General features: G+C 59.3%; 17 protein-coding genes and 3 pseudogenes. 6 read left to right on the plus strand and 14 right to left on the minus strand.

The genetic code is table 11. The annotated features are described in order from the left end of the window. Nucleotides 1-231 precede the first annotated feature (231 nt). Entirely contained in the window at nucleotides 232-1,263 is a 1,032-nt protein-coding gene (locus tag F2S13_RS15845; RefSeq protein ID WP_166362404.1) for an alpha/beta hydrolase family protein, read from the plus strand. Here F2S13_RS15845 and F2S13_RS15850 read toward each other — a convergent pair. The 3 genes from F2S13_RS15850 to F2S13_RS29440 form a co-directional block, all read right to left on the minus strand. After that, entirely contained in the window at nucleotides 1,260-2,447 is a 1,188-nt protein-coding gene (locus F2S13_RS15850) for an MFS transporter (protein WP_166362406.1), read from the minus strand. The two genes, F2S13_RS15845 and F2S13_RS15850, sit on opposite strands and share 4 nt — an antisense overlap. A 225-nt stretch (nucleotides 2,448-2,672) precedes the next feature. Next, nucleotides 2,673-4,259 carry an ABC-F family ATPase gene (locus F2S13_RS15855; RefSeq protein ID WP_166362408.1) on the minus strand — a complete coding sequence of 529 codons (1,587 nt, stop codon included), beginning with the start codon at nucleotides 4,257-4,259 and terminating at the stop codon, nucleotides 2,673-2,675. A 39-nt stretch (nucleotides 4,260-4,298) separates the two neighbouring features. After that, the gene (locus F2S13_RS29440; RefSeq protein WP_246237911.1) at nucleotides 4,299-4,526 is read right to left on the minus strand and encodes a site-specific integrase; all 228 of its coding nucleotides are present in this window, start codon (nucleotides 4,524-4,526) and stop codon (nucleotides 4,299-4,301) included. Nucleotides 4,527-4,844: 318 nt separating this feature from the next. On the opposite strand from F2S13_RS29440, the gene F2S13_RS15865 reads away from it, so the two are divergent. Further along, on the plus strand, nucleotides 4,845-5,039 hold the full coding sequence (locus tag F2S13_RS15865; RefSeq protein ID WP_166362410.1) for a hypothetical protein: 195 nt from the start codon (nucleotides 4,845-4,847) through the stop codon (nucleotides 5,037-5,039). Between the two features lie 67 nt (nucleotides 5,040-5,106). On the opposite strand, the gene F2S13_RS15870 is transcribed toward F2S13_RS15865, so the two are convergent. The 3 genes and pseudogenes from F2S13_RS15870 to F2S13_RS15875 all read right to left on the minus strand — a co-directional run bounded on the left by F2S13_RS15870 (nucleotide 5,107) and on the right by F2S13_RS15875 (nucleotide 6,655). Next, nucleotides 5,107-5,646, minus strand: a complete 540-nt coding sequence (locus tag F2S13_RS15870) for a hypothetical protein (protein WP_246237912.1) — start codon at nucleotides 5,644-5,646, stop codon at nucleotides 5,107-5,109. Nucleotides 5,647-5,961: 315 nt separating this feature from the next. Further along, nucleotides 5,962-6,316, minus strand: a pseudogene (locus F2S13_RS29445) (hypothetical protein). 78 nt (nucleotides 6,317-6,394) lie between these two features. Next, nucleotides 6,395-6,655 (minus strand): hypothetical protein, encoded by a 261-nt coding sequence (locus tag F2S13_RS15875; RefSeq protein ID WP_166362412.1) that lies wholly within the window; start codon nucleotides 6,653-6,655, stop codon nucleotides 6,395-6,397. Between F2S13_RS15875 and F2S13_RS15880 the strand changes: the two are divergent. Next, nucleotides 6,641-7,039 (plus strand): annotated as a pseudogene (locus tag F2S13_RS15880) (glycoside hydrolase family 19 protein); the annotation flags it as partial. The gene F2S13_RS15875 and the pseudogene F2S13_RS15880 overlap by 15 nt on opposite strands. Then, nucleotides 7,036-7,551: a lysis system i-spanin subunit Rz gene (locus F2S13_RS29245; RefSeq protein ID WP_218583957.1), complete on the plus strand. Its 516-nt coding sequence runs from the start codon at nucleotides 7,036-7,038 to the stop codon at nucleotides 7,549-7,551. The pseudogene F2S13_RS15880 and the gene F2S13_RS29245, both read left to right, overlap by 4 nt. 3 nt (nucleotides 7,552-7,554) lie before the next feature. On the opposite strand, the gene F2S13_RS15890 is transcribed toward F2S13_RS29245, so the two are convergent. Further along, nucleotides 7,555-7,932 carry a hypothetical protein gene (locus F2S13_RS15890; RefSeq protein ID WP_166362418.1) on the minus strand — a complete coding sequence of 126 codons (378 nt, stop codon included), beginning with the start codon at nucleotides 7,930-7,932 and terminating at the stop codon, nucleotides 7,555-7,557. 137 nt (nucleotides 7,933-8,069) lie between these two features. Between F2S13_RS15890 and F2S13_RS29250 the strand changes: the two genes are divergently transcribed. Continuing rightward, nucleotides 8,070-8,441 (plus strand): hypothetical protein, encoded by a 372-nt coding sequence (locus F2S13_RS29250; RefSeq protein WP_218583958.1) that lies wholly within the window; start codon nucleotides 8,070-8,072, stop codon nucleotides 8,439-8,441. Nucleotides 8,442-8,557: 116 nt separating this feature from the next. Here the strand turns inward: F2S13_RS29250 and F2S13_RS15900 are convergent, their stop codons facing one another. The 5 genes from F2S13_RS15900 to F2S13_RS15920 all read right to left on the minus strand — a co-directional run bounded on the left by F2S13_RS15900 (nucleotide 8,558) and on the right by F2S13_RS15920 (nucleotide 10,918). Further along, the gene (locus tag F2S13_RS15900; protein WP_166362422.1) at nucleotides 8,558-8,902 is read right to left on the minus strand and encodes a hypothetical protein; all 345 of its coding nucleotides are present in this window, start codon (nucleotides 8,900-8,902) and stop codon (nucleotides 8,558-8,560) included. Nucleotides 8,903-9,103: 201 nt separating this feature from the next. Beyond that, entirely contained in the window at nucleotides 9,104-9,472 is a 369-nt protein-coding gene (locus F2S13_RS15905) for a hypothetical protein (protein ID WP_166362424.1), read from the minus strand. 109 nt (nucleotides 9,473-9,581) lie between these two features. Next, nucleotides 9,582-9,947, minus strand: a complete 366-nt coding sequence (locus F2S13_RS15910; protein ID WP_166362426.1) for a hypothetical protein — start codon at nucleotides 9,945-9,947, stop codon at nucleotides 9,582-9,584. A 60-nt stretch (nucleotides 9,948-10,007) separates the two neighbouring features. Continuing rightward, nucleotides 10,008-10,364: an osmotically-inducible lipoprotein OsmE gene (osmE, locus tag F2S13_RS15915; RefSeq protein WP_166362428.1), complete on the minus strand. Its 357-nt coding sequence runs from the start codon at nucleotides 10,362-10,364 to the stop codon at nucleotides 10,008-10,010. Between the two features lie 41 nt (nucleotides 10,365-10,405). Continuing rightward, on the minus strand, nucleotides 10,406-10,918 hold the full coding sequence (locus F2S13_RS15920; protein WP_166362430.1) for a DUF3016 domain-containing protein: 513 nt from the start codon (nucleotides 10,916-10,918) through the stop codon (nucleotides 10,406-10,408). Nucleotides 10,919-10,992: 74 nt separating this feature from the next. On the opposite strand from F2S13_RS15920, the gene F2S13_RS15925 reads away from it, so the two are divergent. After that, complete coding sequence (locus F2S13_RS15925; RefSeq protein ID WP_166362432.1) at nucleotides 10,993-11,688, plus strand: metallophosphoesterase; 696 nt, start codon at nucleotides 10,993-10,995, stop codon at nucleotides 11,686-11,688. Here the strand turns inward: F2S13_RS15925 and F2S13_RS15930 are convergent. Continuing rightward, nucleotides 11,678-14,146, minus strand: coding sequence for an autotransporter family protein (locus F2S13_RS15930; protein WP_246237913.1), 2,469 nt, complete (start codon nucleotides 14,144-14,146; stop codon nucleotides 11,678-11,680). The two genes, F2S13_RS15925 and F2S13_RS15930, sit on opposite strands and share 11 nt — an antisense overlap. 139 nt (nucleotides 14,147-14,285) lie before the next feature. Continuing rightward, nucleotides 14,286-16,319: pseudogene (gene ligD, locus F2S13_RS15935) on the minus strand (DNA ligase D); the annotation flags it as partial. Nucleotides 16,320-16,342: the final 23 nt, after the last annotated feature.

The raw sequence follows: 16,342 nt of genomic DNA on the forward strand, positions 1-16,342 counted from the left end.
GCAACAGCATTCAAGGCGGGTTGATTATGCTTGGGAAATGTCGTTCAAGAAATAAAGAATTTGCCTACAGATAGACCGCTATCGCTGGCAAGTTGGAAGTGGCCCGTTTTATGCACGATTTTGTCCAGGACTGTGAACTTTCACGCCATCGCACCGCATCGGGAAGCTCCCTGATACAATAGTGCGCGGCGTGCGAGGTTCATTCGCGGCTTGGCAAAGGTGGGCATCCCGATGATGCGTCTTTGTGCGTTGTTACTTTTCTGCCTGGGTTTGAGTGCGTTTTCGGTGCAAGCCGAAGCAACGCAGTACCCCAGTGTCGGTTACCATCGGATGACCTTTCTCGATCCGCTGGATCTGCAACCGATGAAAGCCCTGGCGTTCTACCCATCCACGGGGCGTCCTCACCAGAGTCGGTTCGGTGGTTATCAGATCGCGGCGGGCGAAGAAGCGAAGATCGCCATGGGCCGTTTTCCGTTGCTGGTGCTGTCCCATGGCAACACCGGAACCCCCCTGGCGTTGCACTACCTGGCCACTTCCCTGGCACGCAAAGGTTTTATCGTGGTCGCGGTGCTGCATCCCGGTGACAACTACAAGGACCACAGTCGCCTGGGCACCCTCAGCAACCTGTACGGGCGGCCATTGCATATCTCCGAAGCCATTACCGCGACCCTGGGCGACCGGCTGCTGTCGCCTTACGTCAAAGGTGAACAGGTCGGTGTCATTGGTTACTCGGCAGGCGGCGAGACGGCGTTGATTCTCTCCGGTGCCCACCCCGACCTGCAACGGCTGCGCAATTACTGCCAGGAACGCCCGCAGGATATGGATGCCTGCAAGACCCAGGGTGAGTTGATCGCCGATCGGGACGACCTGGGGCCCGAAGCCGATCCGCGGGTCAAGGCGCTGATGCTGATGGCCCCGCTTAGCCTGATGTTCGGGCGTCAGGCCCTGGCCGATGTGCATGTGCCGGCCCTGATCTACAGTGGTGACAGCGACAAGCTGGTGGCCATCGACAAGAATGCCGACGCCCTGGCGCGCAAACTGCCGGTCGTGCCCGACTACAGGCTACTGGCCGGAGCAGGGCACTTCGTGTTCATGGCGCCCTGTACGCCGGAGCAGCGTCAGACCATGGCAGCGCTGTGCACCGACGCCGAGGGCGTGGACCGCGAAGGCATCCATCGTTCGCTGACCGCCGAAGCCGCACGCTTCTTTACCCGTACGCTAGGCAGACCCGACCGCGCAGGCTGGCAGACAGCCGGGCATTAATATGCTGCGCGACGAAACAGCAGCAGGGTCAGCAGCAAGCCGGTAACCGACAGCAGGGCCGCACCGCAGAAAATCCAGGGGTAACCCAGGTGCAATGCGATGGCCCCCATCATCGGGCCGGCGATCGCCAGTGACAGGTCGAAAAACACCGAGTAGGCGCTCAAGCCCGCGCCACGGCTTGAGGTCGGGACCTGCTTGATGGCTTCGACGCCGAGCGCCGGGTACACCAGCGACAAGCCGAAACCGGCCAGGCCGGAACCCGCCAGGGCAAGGGCCGTGGAGGGTGCCAGCCAGAGCAGGCACAGCCCCAGGGTCTCGATGGCCATGCAGGCGATGGCCACGCGAAAGCCGCCCAGGCGGTTGATCGAATTGACGAACAGCAGCCGCGCCAGGACGAAAAACACGCCGAATGCCGTCAGGCACCAGGCCGCACCTGACCAGCCCCGTTCGACGTAATAAAGCGTGATGAAGGTGGTCAGGGTGCCGTAGCCGATGGAGGCCAGTGCCAGGCCGGTACCGAACGGCGCAACCCGAGCGAATGCCGCCCAGAATGGCAGGCGTTCTCCGCTGGTCACCGCCAGCGACGCCTTGTTGCGGATGATCGCCAGCGCCAGCAAGGCGAGGACAGTCAGGGCGATGCCCAGTGCGGCGAAGCCCAGCCCTTCGACCAGCATGACGCCCAGCGGCGCGCCCATGGCAATGGCGCCATAGGACGCAATGCCATTCCAGGAAATCATCCGCGCCGTATGCTCGGGGCCCAGCTGGCCGATGCCCCAGCTGTTGGTGCCAACGCCAATCAGGCCCTGGGCGATACCGAGCAGTACCCGGCCCAGGATCAAGACCGTCAGGCTGAGCGCGGGCACGTGCATCAACAGGTTCGAGGCCAGCGTCAATACTCCGCTCAGGGCGATACCGATCAATCCGTAGATGATGGCGTGCTTGGTTCCCAGGCTATCGGCCAGGCGCCCGGCCGACGGACGAGTGAGCAGGGTTGCCAGGTACTGCGAACCAATGGTGAGCCCGGCGATCATCGGGCTGAAACCCAGGTCGCCATGCACATAGCCTGGCAGTACGGCGATGGGCAGGCCGATGCAGAAAAAGGCGATGAAGGTGTAGAAAACGATGGAAATGATCTGCAGGGTGATCGACATCGAAGACGAAGGTGCAGGTTGTTGCGCAGACATGAGGCTCGTTCGAGGATGGGCGGCTGAAGAACAGCATCATGGCTTGGGAGGAGGATAAAAGAAAGCAGGCTAACGAATTATTCCTACACCTCGCGCACCTCGTTCCCACGCTCCGCGTGGGAATGCATCCTGTGACGCTCTGCGTCACGTTCGGGGCGGTCGACGCTGGAGCGTCTTGCACCGCATTCCCACGCAGAGCGTGGGAACGAGGGGCGTAGGGGCTGATTAGATTACAACACCCTGACTACGCAGGTAGTCGTCATAGGTGCCGCTGAAGTCGACCACGCCATCGGCGCTCAACTCGATGATGCGGGTGGCCAGGGAGGACACGAACTCGCGGTCATGGCTGACGAAGATCAGGGTGCCCGGATAGTTCTCCAGCGCCAGGTTCAGCGACTCGATCGATTCCATGTCCAGGTGGTTGGTCGGTTCGTCCATCACCAGTACGTTAGGCTTTTGCAGGATCAGCTTGCCGAACAGCATGCGACCTTGCTCACCACCGGAAATCACCTTGACCGACTTGAGGATCTCGTCGTTCGAGAACAGCATGCGGCCCAGGGTGCCGCGGATCATCTGCTCGCCCTGGGTCCACTGGCCCATCCAGTCGAACAGGGTGACATCGTCTTCGAAGTCGTGAGCATGGTCCTGGGCGTAGTAGCCAAGTTCCGCGCTTTCGGTCCACTTCACCGCACCGGCATCCGGGGTCAGCTCGCCGACCAGGGTGCGCAGCAGGGTGGTCTTGCCGATGCCGTTCGGGCCGATGATCGCCACGCGCTCGCCGGCTTCGACGGTGAAGCTGAAGTTTTCGAACAGGGTCTTGCCGTCAAAGCCCTTGGACATCTTCTCGATGGTCACGGCCTGGCGGTGCAGCTTTTTGGTCTGCTCGAAACGAATGAACGGGCTGACGCGGCTCGATGGCTTGACCTCGGCCAATTGGATCTTGTCGATCTGCTTGGCGCGGGAGGTGGCCTGCTTGGCTTTCGAGGCGTTGGCCGAGAAGCGGCTGACGAAGGTCTGCAGCTCGGCGATCTGGGCTTTCTTCTTGGCGTTGTCCGACAGCAATTGCTCGCGGGACTGGGTCGCCGCGGTCATGTACTCGTCGTAGTTGCCCGGGAACAGACGCAGTTCGCCGTAGTCCAGGTCCGCCATGTGGGTGCAGACACTGTTGAGGAAGTGACGGTCGTGGGAAATGATAATCATGGTGCTGTTACGCGCCGTGAGAATGTTTTCCAGCCAGCGAATGGTGTTGATGTCCAGGTGGTTGGTCGGTTCGTCCAGCAGCAGTACTTCCGGATCGGAGAACAACGCCTGGGCCAGCAACACCCGCAGCTTCCAGCCCGGCGCGACTTCACTCATCGGGCCGAAGTGCTGTTCCAGGGGAATGCCCAGGCCCAGCAACAGCTCGCCGGCACGGGATTCGGCGGTGTAGCCGTCCATTTCGGCGAATTCGGTTTCCAGCTCGGCAACGGCCATGCCGTCTTCTTCGGACATTTCCGGCAGCGAGTAGATGCGGTCGCGTTCGGCCTTGACCTTCCACAGCTCTTCATGACCCATGATCACGGTATCGATCACGGTGAATTCTTCGTAGGCGAACTGATCCTGGCGCAATTTACCCAGGCGCACGTTCGGCTCCAGCATGACCTGGCCGCCGGACGGCTCCAGATCGTCGCCGAGGATTTTCATGAAGGTCGACTTGCCACAACCGTTGGCGCCGATGAGGCCATAGCGGTTGCCGTTGCCAAACTTGACCGAAACGTTTTCGAACAGGGGCTTGGCACCGAATTGCATGGTGATGTTAGCGGTGGAGATCAAGAGCGTATCCTGCGGGGCTTTTAGCGGTGTATTGGAGCGCTATCCAGATTCTTGGGCCAATTTTGGGCCAATTTCAAAACGAATCGGCAGCTTCTCGAGCTCCTTCCAATCGGAAGCAGAGCTGAGCCATTTGGCATAAGTGGAGAGCAACATTTCGACGCTGTGTCCAAGTTGGTTGGCGATGAACGCGGGGTTCATGCCGGCCATTAAACACATCGTTGCATAGGTGTGCCGGGTATCGTATTGGCGGCGTTCACGGATGCCCAAGGAGGCCAGGGCATCCTTAAAGTGTTTGATTGTAACACTCGGCGACTGAATCCACAGCCCGCCTTTGCTCGGCGGAAACACAAACGGACTAACAGCGTGCGGAGAAACTGACGCCATTTTCGCAACTGAGCTATTCGCTGGGCCTGCTTCAGTGCGTTGATGGCTCTTTCGTTCAACAGTATCTGGCGTCGGCGGTCATGCCGAAGACTGCGAATGTGCTCATGGGAATCTCCAGGCTGCCATCCGTCTGGTGAGGTGGCACCGAGGGGGAGTGGTTAGGTAGCATTCGCGCTTTTTTTCGATTGGCAGGAGAGCCAGATGAGCAACAGAGCACTTTTGGTGGCTTTCGGGCTGGCCATAACCGCTGCATCTACCACCAACGCGTACTTTATATACGAAGCAAGCCAGATGGTGCTGAAGTCCTACTACATGACTTCGGAAGCTGCAGAGCTGGCTCATAAGACAGGATATGCTGCAGATGGCGCCGAACGTACCGCTCAGGATCTGCGGTAACGCTCATAGGCGGGCGCCGGTAAGGTGCTGGCGGGTAGCGCCGGAGAGTTAGGCCGCTTTGCGCTGTTCAAGCACCTGCTGGCGCGCGGCTTCGTACTCGCTGCCCAGGATTTCGCTCAGGCCTTCCACTTCGCCGTCTTCCGCCTTCCGCCTTGCAGCCGAGGTTCAGGCACACGACGCCGCCGCTCTCGAAGCAGACTCCGCCGGTCATCCAGATGCCGCCGGTGTTCACGCCGATGGCCTGCCACATCTGATCCTGGTCGATCACGTCCGGGCAGCGCTCGGTCCAGAGATCGAGCGATCGCTGGTGCTCAACCTTCTCGGCTGCTCGAACCTCTTTGTCGCTGTCGTTGACGTGCTTTGCTGCCCGGCGCAGGGCGCGGTCGCCGTACTTATCCGCTCGGCTGCAGTGTACATCCAGCCTCGTGTTGGCACTGAGCTTGATGCCTCCGACGTAGTTGCGGGAGCCGCTGTACATCGGCGATGCGGCGCCGCCAAAAGCCTGCCCCTGCATCTCGCGTTGGGCGTTCCAGGCGGCTTTCTTGTTGTCACAGGCGCGCGCGGCGGCCAGGACGGTTGCTGATTCGGTCTTGTAGAAGTAGCTCACGGCTTTCTCCATACAGGCGCCGCCCTCCGTGGCAGGATGCGGCATGGTGGCAATTTGGGTTTAGGTAATGTTCAATTTACGGTCCGCGTTTTGGCGGATCAGGAGAAATTGAATGCTTGTTGATTACAGCAAAGGGCGATATAGGGTCGTTTGGGAAAACGGAGATCTGGTTGGAACAATCAATTTTGAGTGTTGCGTGAGGCTTGATGGTCAGATTGTCTACGAGTTCGACGATCAGGGCTGCCTCTATGATGCCAAAAAATGAACTAGTCGGCTTAGTTGGTGATGGTGAGTTCATGACACTCGAGCGCACGCTCAAGTACCACGTTCAGCCGATGTAGGATTAGCAACCGTTAACTGTTCGTCGAAACAGATTCGCAGAGATTCACGCTGGTACGCCAGTTCCAGCTTCCGCGCCACAGACGGTGATATCGTAATTTCGTGGCGCGGTGGTGTGAGCATCGGCAGCGCTCCGCCCGGGCTCAGCGCGTCTAGGTGATGAATCATCAGTGTCATCGCCTCGCCCTGTTTCTCGATGTCGGCTCAGGCCATCAGCTCCAGTAGTGCCTGCTTCGTACTCGGCCGTACCTTCAGCCGCAAATCTTCCTCCTGCAGCCCTGGCCGCCTTGTCGTGCCGGCGCTCGTCCCGCTCCCTCTGTGTCAAAGCCATACACGGCCTCCGTCGTTCCGCTTGGTGGGATGTCGATGTGCTGGCGGCAGTGCCGATTGGCGGCTCTATTGATCCACCTCACTTCCTCGTCTGCCGGATGGGGAAGTCGACTTCGTAGGTTTCGATCAGGCGGATGAGCACGTCGTTGCTGACGTCCATTTGCTTGGCGACCTGGTTGCGAGACAGGCCCACATCGCGTAATGCTTTGAGCCGTTCCAGCTTGGCGGCGTAGGGCGCTGGATCGGGGGCACGGTCATGCCCGCGATTTGACGTGCTGACCTTGAATAAGAAGCCGCCTTTCTTGGCGATCCGGTGCAGGGTGGCGGTGGAGATGCCCATGCAATTAACGACCTGGTGCAGGCTGATAGCGGTGCCTATGCCGCTGGCGGAGGTACCGCGAGCGTGCATAACGCCCGCATGCGCAACACCGCGCCCGGTGATGGCTGGCGGTACCGGGGCAGGGGGCTGATTCAGGTGACAGGGATGACCAACTATCTTAATGCCGGCGCTGCTTTGGGCCTTGACCTTGTTGCGCAGCCTGAACTACTCGTGCGGCCGGAGCATGCTGCGATGTCGGCGGCGTGGTTCTGGTCGGTCAAAGGGCTGAACGAACTGGCCGATGCCGGGCTGTTCGACATGATTACCCGCAAGATCAATGGCGGGCTCAATGACCAGGCTGAGCGCTTGGCGTTGCGCGATCGCGCGGTGCAGGTGTTGGCATGAGCTCCGTGAAGTGGGTCGCAGCGTTCGCTGTTGTCCTGCTGCTGATGGCTGGCAGCGGGGCGGTCGCCTGGCGCTGGCAGGCCAACAGCTACGCCGCCAAGCTGACCAGCCAGGAATCTACGCATCAAGCCGACCTTACTGCAATTGCCAATGCTGGTGCTACTCAGTCCCGCCAAGCGCTGGAGAAGCAGCAGACCGCCGAGCAGGCCTTGGCCTATCTCGACAGTAAAACCACTATGGAGAAAGCCAATGCACTCGCTGAAAATGAAACTCTGCGCCGTGCTGTCGCTGATGGCGCTCGCCGGCTCCGGCTGCGCATCGCGGGAAGTTGTCGTGCCGGTGGTAGCAACGTGCCCGGTACCGCCAGCGCCGCCAGATTGGGCAATGCAGGCGACATCGAACTCTCTGCAGCTGCTGGACGGACTGTTTTCGATTTCAGAACAGGAGTCATCGCCGACCAATCAGCCTTGATAGCGCTGCAGGCATGTGTCAGGGATGTTTGTTCGAAGTGATAGTTACGAGCCCTGCGATGCCAAAACAGGCGCATCGTTATCGGAAGCCTCGCATGCTACCTCGGCGATAGTCTCTGATAGGGAGCCTTTGTAAATGGGGGTCGACTCGCGATCCTGTTTTGCCGAGGCCAAGTCTTCCACTATGTTGGCCGATCCAAGAAATCGCACAGTGCGATCGGCGCAATTCAACACGCGCTTAGCATAGCTGGTACCGATGACTCCTACCCGCTTGGTAACCACCGTTCTATCGGCGCTGTCCCCGGTCATAGAAACGATTGAAAAGGTGGCATCATCCAGGTCAGATGATATTTGCGGGGCATCGGCCAATGCTGAAGTCGCATTCAAAGATAGGAGGCAGGACAAAAACACAAGTTTCTTCATGGTGGCTTCCTTGCGGTGGTGCTAGTGATAATTGCGGGACAGCATGTTACATCAAAAGTTCGGTTTTGTTTCGAATGGTTACCTATTTCGATAGTTCGTAGACAATCCGAGCGGTAAAAAGCGTACTACCCAGTTTAATGTACCCATTTGAAACTGTTTTTACATACAGTTTGCGGCGGCGGGATGTATCTCCTGATCACCAAACGAGGCTCAAGGGCGTAGCCAGGCCGCAAAAGGACATCCTCGCCATCGAGCCATCGAGCCATCGAGCCATCGAGCCATCGAGCCATCGAGCCATCGAGCCATTGAGGAGCGACCTGCGTGTGCAGGAGCTTGATTGCCGAGTGCTGAGTCGCAAGGCGAATGTAGCCAGGGTGCGGCCCGCATTGCCGCTCGATCCTGATCCGATCAACCCGTTGCTTGATACCACGCTGGCCAGCATGTCGACCGGTGGTTTCGTGCTGAGCGGCGTGGAGGATATCGACGGCTGCCTCTCTGCGCAGTCGTGATGGTGTCGGGCTGAGTAGGGGGTTGTGGGGGCTATAAAAAGGAAGGGATCGGGCAGAACGCCAAGGGAAGCGCAGTAAAAAGGCTGGCAATTGTAAATAATTGCGAGCCTTACGATTTACTTTTTATAGTCGACGGAAATTTTTGTGCCCAAGGGGAGCGTGCCAATTTCGTAGTCAGGCGACCACGTAGCGATATTGTGCGCAGCGATTGCTATGCCTGCCCCGGCCGCAATGACTGTCCCCCAGCCTGTCCATGCGGCGGCTCCCATCGCAGCAACCCGACCTATTGTGTAGACGCGGCATTTCATTCCTTGGGACTCAACCAGCTTTTCAAGCGTTTTGACCGCTGCGCTGGTTTTCAGGTGGTCCGGGCATTCCAAGACAAAACTCTCATGGTTCTTGAGCTTCTGCTTAATTTGCTCGTCGGAAACCGAGTCAACGTCGTAAACGTTCACATCCATGCCAACCTCTCCTATACAGTGTTTTTACCTAAGTAGCATATCGGCGACAGATCTAAATGCTTTAGCGAAAATCAGGTGTCCGCTGCGCCTGAGTCTGAGCTCGCACCTGAAATGCAGCGGAAGCGATGCGCAGTGTTTACGGGGGTTTTAGCCTCTCCAAAACGCTCCATTTCGCATAAATTGGCCCAAGCGCCTATACCTCTAGTTCTGCAACGCTAAACCAGACGGATCAGAGGCCTTGCAAGCGACTTCGGCGATACTCGCTGATAGGGAGCCTTTGAAAATGGGGGTTGTCTCGGGATCCGGCTTTGCTGAGACCAGGTCCTCCATTGTTTTACCCGATCCAAGAAATAGCACCGTGTGGTCGCCGCAGTTGAACGCGCGCTTGGCATAGCTGGCACCGCTGGTTCCTACCCGCTTGGTAACCACCGTTCTATCGGCACTGTCCCCGGCAATAGCAACGATTGAATAGGTGGCATCATCTTGTTCAGATGAGATTTGCAGGGCATCTGCCATTGCTGAAGTTGCATTCAAGGACAGGATGCAGGACAAAAACACAATCTTCTTCATGATGGCTTCCTTGCGGTTGTGTTGGGTGGGGTGAAACCGATGATCGCGCGACAGCAGGGTACATCAATAGTTCGGTAATTTTTGTTACTAATGGTTAAAATTATCCAGGTTATTGTCCGCTGGCACCGCCTCCTGCGCTGGAACCTGCTCCGGTCCCCGCACCGCTACCACTCGAACCACCTGCGTCGCCCGTGCCACCGGTTCCGGATCCCATTGTTCGATTGATGGCTGTTCCCGAGCTTTTACCCTTGCCGGTATTTCTGCTGTCGCTCGGATGAACGGTGGTGGCGCGGTCGATGGCCTCGCTGGCCGGGCCCGGCAGTGCATCCGGGGTTGCCGTTGTGCTGCCGGGCATGTTGAACGACTTGGGTGTTGCCGGGAACCCGTTATAAGGCACGGATTCAGCAAGCGCTGTGACAGCCGGAACACTCAGGGCAGTTGCCAGTAAAAACCAGGTTATGAATCTTTTCATCATGGCGTCTCCTGGGGTGAGTCGTTCCCTGACAGTTGCCGGCAAGCCTTCGAGGAAGGATCGTCAGTAACCGCCGCCACCTCCGCTGGTAATGGACTCCTTGTCATCGCGTTGCTTGGCGCTCCATTGCGCGCAAGTCATGAAGCCGGTGTGATCCACCTTGTCAGCTGCATCGAAGCTGACGGCATAGGGCTGCTGCTGGTTGGCATGGGTCAAGCGGTAATCGAGGCAGGAGCCGGGGCGTTCCGTGCGGGTGCTCTGGGATGCAGGCTGGCCAGCGATACTGAGGACCTGTTGCTTGCTCATGCCTTTGTCGACTTTTGCGACCAGTGGCTGGTCCCGATAGGTGTCGTAGAGAGGGTCGGCGCAACCACCCAGCGTCGCCAGCACAATACAGGTTGCGAGAAGTTGCTTGTTCATGGGGTCTCCCGGTGTCTGAGTGAGTCGCGGAAGACGGCCGGCTACTGCGGGTGGGCGAATTTCGTCCGGAACCAGTCGTCGAGCATGGCCTTTTCAGCATATAACCGGTCGTTGCTTCCCGCACGGCCGGGGCGTTGCAGGTAGAGCTGGTCCATTACCCGTGCATCGTCCTGGCTGAGTACCCGGCCATCCTGTTTGAGCACATAATGCGGGTTGATGATTGGCCACGTGATATCGCGCATGAAGCGGACCTGGCTGGCATTGGGGCGCCAGGGTTCGTAGCGGCCGGCGAGGTCGATATCGTCGACTTCGATCTGCAATTGCTGGCCGGGCTTGAGGTAGCGCGCGCCGAGGCGCTCCATATAGCTGCTCAGGCTGTTCATGACATAGTCATCGGCACCGCGCTCGTAACCGTTGGCGTTCAAGCTGGCATCGCTAAAGGATTCAGGGTGCTTGTAGCTGATATCCACCACTTTGGTGGTGGCCGCCAAAGACTGGCTGCAGATCAACAACGTCAGTGCTGCCAGTGTGGCAATTGACACTATCACACGCACGTTTCACCTCCCGTCCACGCGTTGGGCTGGCTGCCGCACTATAGTTATTCTACGCCCCTGGTACTGGTTTCAGCATGAGCAGACTGCTTCACCTTTCAGCCAATAGTGCAGGGCGCGATTTCGCCGTGGGAGATATCCATGGCCATTTCACGCGGCTGCAATTCGCCCTCGATGGGGTGGGGTTCGATGCGTCCTGTGATCGCCTGTTCAGTGTCGGCGACCTGGTCGACCGCGGCCCGGAAAGCGAGCGATCCCTCGAATGGTTGGATAAGCCCTGGTTTTACGCCGTGCAAGGCAATCACGAAGCCTTGGCCATAGCCCATGTGTGCGGTGGTTATCTGGATTACTCGATGTACCGTGCCAGTGGGGGTGGCTGGTTCCTGGACTTGCCGCGACAGGAGCAGGAGGTGTTCGCCAGCCGTTTCGATCGCATGCCCCTGGCGATCGAGCTGGAGACTCCAGGCGGCGTGGTTGCGCTGGTGCATGCCGACTGTCCGTTCTCGAGTTGGGCGCCCTTGCGCGAAATCCTGGTCGAGGGCGGTAGCATGCTGACGGCGGTGCAGGAAGTCTGTCAGTGGTCAAGAAGGCGCTTGCAGCAAGAGCGAACGGACGGCGTCGAAGGGGTGCGAGCCCTGATCGTGGGGCACACCCCCTTGCGGCAGGTGGCGGTGCTGGGCAATGTCTACCATATCGACACGGCGGGATGGGCCTCGGGGTATTTCACCGTGCTGGATCTGCATACCCTCGAGGCCGTGCCTTTTACCAGCTGATGCGTACGCCCGCGTTGCTGGCGATCCCTTCCTGATTGTTAGTGTCCAGGTTGGTCTTGTAGTCAAGGCTGACATAGGTACTGACTGATTTTGACAATTGGGCGACTACACCGAAGCCAATGTCGGCCGAGGAGGACTTGTGCTCGGTCTTGATGCTGTCGAAAGCGTTGTAGGTCACCGTGTCATAGCCACCGAATGTTCGCCAGGCATTGGCTCGCAAGTAAGGCTCCACCGGAATGTTCCGAATCTGATAGCGTCCTTTCAAACGAGCGCCGAGCCGGGCGGTAGTTGAGTCCTGGGAGTCGAAGGAGACGTCGGAAATCCCGTCGTTCTGGCCGTCCAGGCGGATCTGCTGGTTGATGATCTGCACCTGTGGCTCGACGGCCCAGTTGTCGGACACCTTGATCGGATAACCACCCTCGGCCGAAAGGGTGCGGCCGTGGCCTTTGGTATCGAGCTTGACGCCACGTTCGGAGCGACTGTCCCCGTCCAGCCATGAATACATGGCCACCAGATCGATGTACCAGCCCTGGGGCTCGGAGATTGTCCAGTAGGCGCCGATATGCTCGCCATTGAGCTTTGTTTTACCGGCCCGGGTATTCTCGAATCCTCCGGCGAAGCCATCGACGTCCCCGCGCAGGCGGCTCTTGCCGACGAACATCCCGGCCCGTTGATAGAGCCCGTCGCTGGTTTGCGAGGCAAACCCGTCATGGCCGACCTGGAAGCCCTGGTCCGAACCGTCAAGGCGTGGAGAGGCGGCGCCGGTCCAGCTTTTGCGCAGCTCACTGCCGTAGACCCGGCCCCAGCCGGCCGGTACGAACCCGGTTTCAGTCAGCAGGCTCTGCTCGCCCTGACGATCGTGGAAGGTGGCGAGGAAGTTCATGAGCATCAGTTGGGCGGCAGGTACCACGACCGAGTAGACCGGCACTTCGAGGCGGTAGAGCGGGATAGGGTCTGCACCCACCACAGCCGGCGGCAATGGCGGCGAGTCCATGGCAGGGGTTGGCAAGATCTCGGCGGGGATCTCCACAGGTGTGGTCACAGGTGGCTGTACGGGATCGACCGGAGCCCGAGGCGCGGGGGCGACGACACTGTTGCGCAGGAACCAGCTGTTTTCCGATCCTGCGCTGCGACCACCCTTGAACAAGACGTACTGGTAGGCCCCGGCCGAAAGCGAACCGCCTTTGAGCGAGAACGCATCGGCGCTGCTGACGGCACCATTGCGAGCCTGTACAACCTCGATGCCATTGTTCAGGGTCGCGGCCCCCGGACCATTGAGGTTGCTGACGGTGATCTGCGTGTTACCGCTGATATTGCCCTGGTCGACCACCAGTTTGTCGGTCCTGGAACTGTCGTCGCCCAGAACGGTTTGCAGCCAGAGTTGGCCGCCGCTGCCGGTATAATTGCCATGCACGGTCAGTGAGTCGGTGGCGGCGCTGCTGCCGGTGGTCATGTCGATGGTCCCGGCATTGTTCAGGGTCACCAACTGGCCTGCGGTATGGGGCCGGATCGTGCCTTGGGTGACGGCCAGAGTACTGCTCCGATCGATGTTGAAGGTGCCTGTGCCGCTAATGCTGTCGCCCAGGACAAAATCGTCGGCCAAGTTGAGTTTCGAACGGCGGGTCAGGTTGACTGTTTCCCAGCCAGTATAGCGGCCCGCTGAATCGGAGGTGCTGCGCTCGATTGTCAGTTGGTCGTTGCCCAGCCCCCCATCCACAGTGGGAGTGGAAGAAATCTGACTTTCAGTCAGGTGGGTGATCAACGCGGTGTCATTGCCGTTGCCCATCAGAATGGCCGACTTGATGACACCGTTTTCATTCCATTCGAAACGGTCATCCCCCTCGCTGGCGCGGATTTCCCCATCGATTTCGCCATCGGTGACGGTAATTTTGTCGGGGCCGCCGCTGGTACTGACATTGCCGCCGATTCTGCCACCTTCGATTTTGATGGTGTCGGCACCGAGTCCTGTGACCAGGTTGCCGATGATCAGCCCGCCAGACATCTCGAAGATGTTGTCATCGAGTTTCATGTCGACCCGACCGATGGTGCCCCCGCTCACTTTCGCCCGGTCGCCGGATACAAATGCGCCGACGATGGTGCCACCGGAGATATAGAAGTCGTCGAATCCGTCACCTTGGTCCAGTGACGCGATTTTCCCTCCCGTCATGAAAAAGGAGTCGCTGCCATCGCCTTCCCGGATTGCGCCGATCTGCGCATTGCTGGCGATATGGACCTGGTCGTCGCCCGCACCGAAGTCAACGGACGCGATGTTGCTGGTGCCGCGGGCGACCAGCGTGTTGTTACCCAGCCCATCGTTGAATGGGCCAGAGTTCCCTGATTCGCACAAATAATGGTTATTACCCGCCGGGCGGGTGACGCTGCAGGCAGCCTGGGCCTGCTGCAGCGCCAGGCTCAAGAGAGAAAGAGCACCGATTTGGATCAGCTTGTTGTTTGCCATCGCTATCATCCTTGAAACCCGAAGAAAGCGGGATTTGCAGGATTTCTAACAGCGACAACGCAAGTGCATAAGCTGACAGATCTGCCAGGTTGTTAGCTTGTAAAAAAGGTTTGAAACTTAGGGGCCGACGCCCGAAGTGTCACGGAGGACTGCTTCCCAGTTTTTCCCACATCGGGCGAGTGATTCTCTGACGGTTGGCATAGCCCTGCCAGGGATCGGCCTTGAGCGCTTGCAGTCGTTCGAGCAAGTTGCCGACATTCCACTGCTGTGCGCCACTGAGGCGTTCAAGTTCATCGCGCGCGATGGGCACCGACACGGGCAGTCCGGGGCGTGCCCTGACCGAATAGGCTGTCACGGTGCTGGCTCCGCGCCCATTGCGCAAATAGTCGACAAAAATCTTGCCAACGCGATTTTTCGGGCCCGAAGTCGCCGTAAAACGCTCCGGTAATTGCTGCGTCATGAATTGGGCGATGGCCTTGGCGAAGGCTTTGACCGTATCCCAGTCGGCGTGCCGGGCCAGGGGTACGATGATGTGCATGCCCTTGCCGCCACTGGTCTTGAGGTAGGCATCCAGGCCCAGTTCATCCAGCACCGACAGGGTCAGCCGAGTCGCTTCGAGCATGCTGCGCCAGGGCAGGGCAGGGTCCGGGTCCAGGTCAAGAACGAAGTGGTCCGGGGTATCGATGCGGTTGCTGGTCGAGCCCCAGGTGTGAAATTCGACCGTGCCCATTTGCACCGCGCCGATCAGCGCCTGTTCGGAGTCGATTTCCAGCAGGCGGGCATGCCCGGGGTCCAGTTTGGGGTCGAGCTGCTTGATATGAGGGATGGCCAGGCGCTCGGCGTGTTTCTGGAAAAACTGCTCGCCATCGATACCCTCCGGTGCGCGTAGCAGGGCCACTGGACGGTTCTTCAGGTAAGGCAGGATCCATTCTGCGATCTGGCCGTAGAATTGCGCCAATTGCAGTTTCTGGGTACCGCTTGCGGCATCGATGACGCGTTCGGGGTGGCTGATCGGCACCTTGTCCACCAGTGGGCGGATCGCCGATTTTTTACCGGGGGCAGGGCGTTCGGCCTTCAATGGCCGCTCATGAACGATCTCGGCGGCTGGCTTGTCACTGCGCAGGGCGACGAAAGAGGCGTGACGCACGATGCCTTCGCGGGTCCATTGGGCGAACTCGACTTCGGCCACCAGATGCGGTTCGACCCATTGCACTCCACGGCGTTGGCTGCTGCTCAAAGGCTTGTCCAGGGGCGAAGCATCGACATGCAATGCTTTCAGGCGCGCTGACAGATCATCCAGCGTCGTCTGGTCGAAGCCCGTACCCACCCGTCCGGCATAGCGCAACTGCTTGCGTTCATGCACCGCCAGCAACAGCGCGCCGAAGCCACTGCGACTGCCTTGCGGCGCGGTATAGCCGACCACCACGAACTCCTGGCGCAGTTGGCACTTGAGCTTGATCCAGTCGGTACTGCGCTGGCTTCGATAGGGGCTGCCTGCACGCTTGCCGATAACGCCTTCGAGTTTCATGGCGCAGACGCTCTGGAGGATATCCTGTTGCCTGGCGTTGAAGGCATCGGAAAAGCGCAGGAGCTTGTGCTTGTGTGCGCCTAGTATTTTCTTCAGGCGCGCACGCCGGTCTTCTACCGGCTGCTGGCGCAAGTCTTCGCCCTGGCAAAACGGCAGGTCGAACAGGTAATAGATCATGTCCAGGCTGCGGCCCAGCTCGAAGGCGTTCTGCAGTGCCTGGAAGTCGGGCAGGCCGGCTTCGTCGAGCACGACGATTTCGCCATCGAGCCAGCTGTCGTCGAGCTTCAGCGCGTCGATGGCCTTGGCCTGGCGCGGCAATTTGTCGGTCCAGTCATGGCCGTTGCGGGTGAACAGGCGCACTTCGCCAGCATGGATGCGGGTGAGCAGGCGATAACCGTCGAACTTGATTTCATAGCGCCAATCGCCGGCCGGCGCCTTGTCGACCAGCGTGGCCAATTCAGGTGCCAGTGCATCAGGGAAGCGGGCATCTGTTGCGCGGGCTTTGGTTTCAGTTGTCCGCGGGCTGACTGGCGGCTTCTTCATCGCGACTTGCGCACCGCTCTGCACCACGAATTGCAGGGACGCCGGCGCCTTTTTGCCGCCACGCTTGACGGGATGTTCGGGCGGTTCGTCGGTGATCTCGAAATTACGCTTGCGGGTGTACTCGC

Source organism: Pseudomonas akapageensis (genome assembly GCF_011355085.1).
Classification (GTDB): domain Bacteria; phylum Pseudomonadota; class Gammaproteobacteria; order Pseudomonadales; family Pseudomonadaceae; genus Aquipseudomonas; species Aquipseudomonas akapageensis.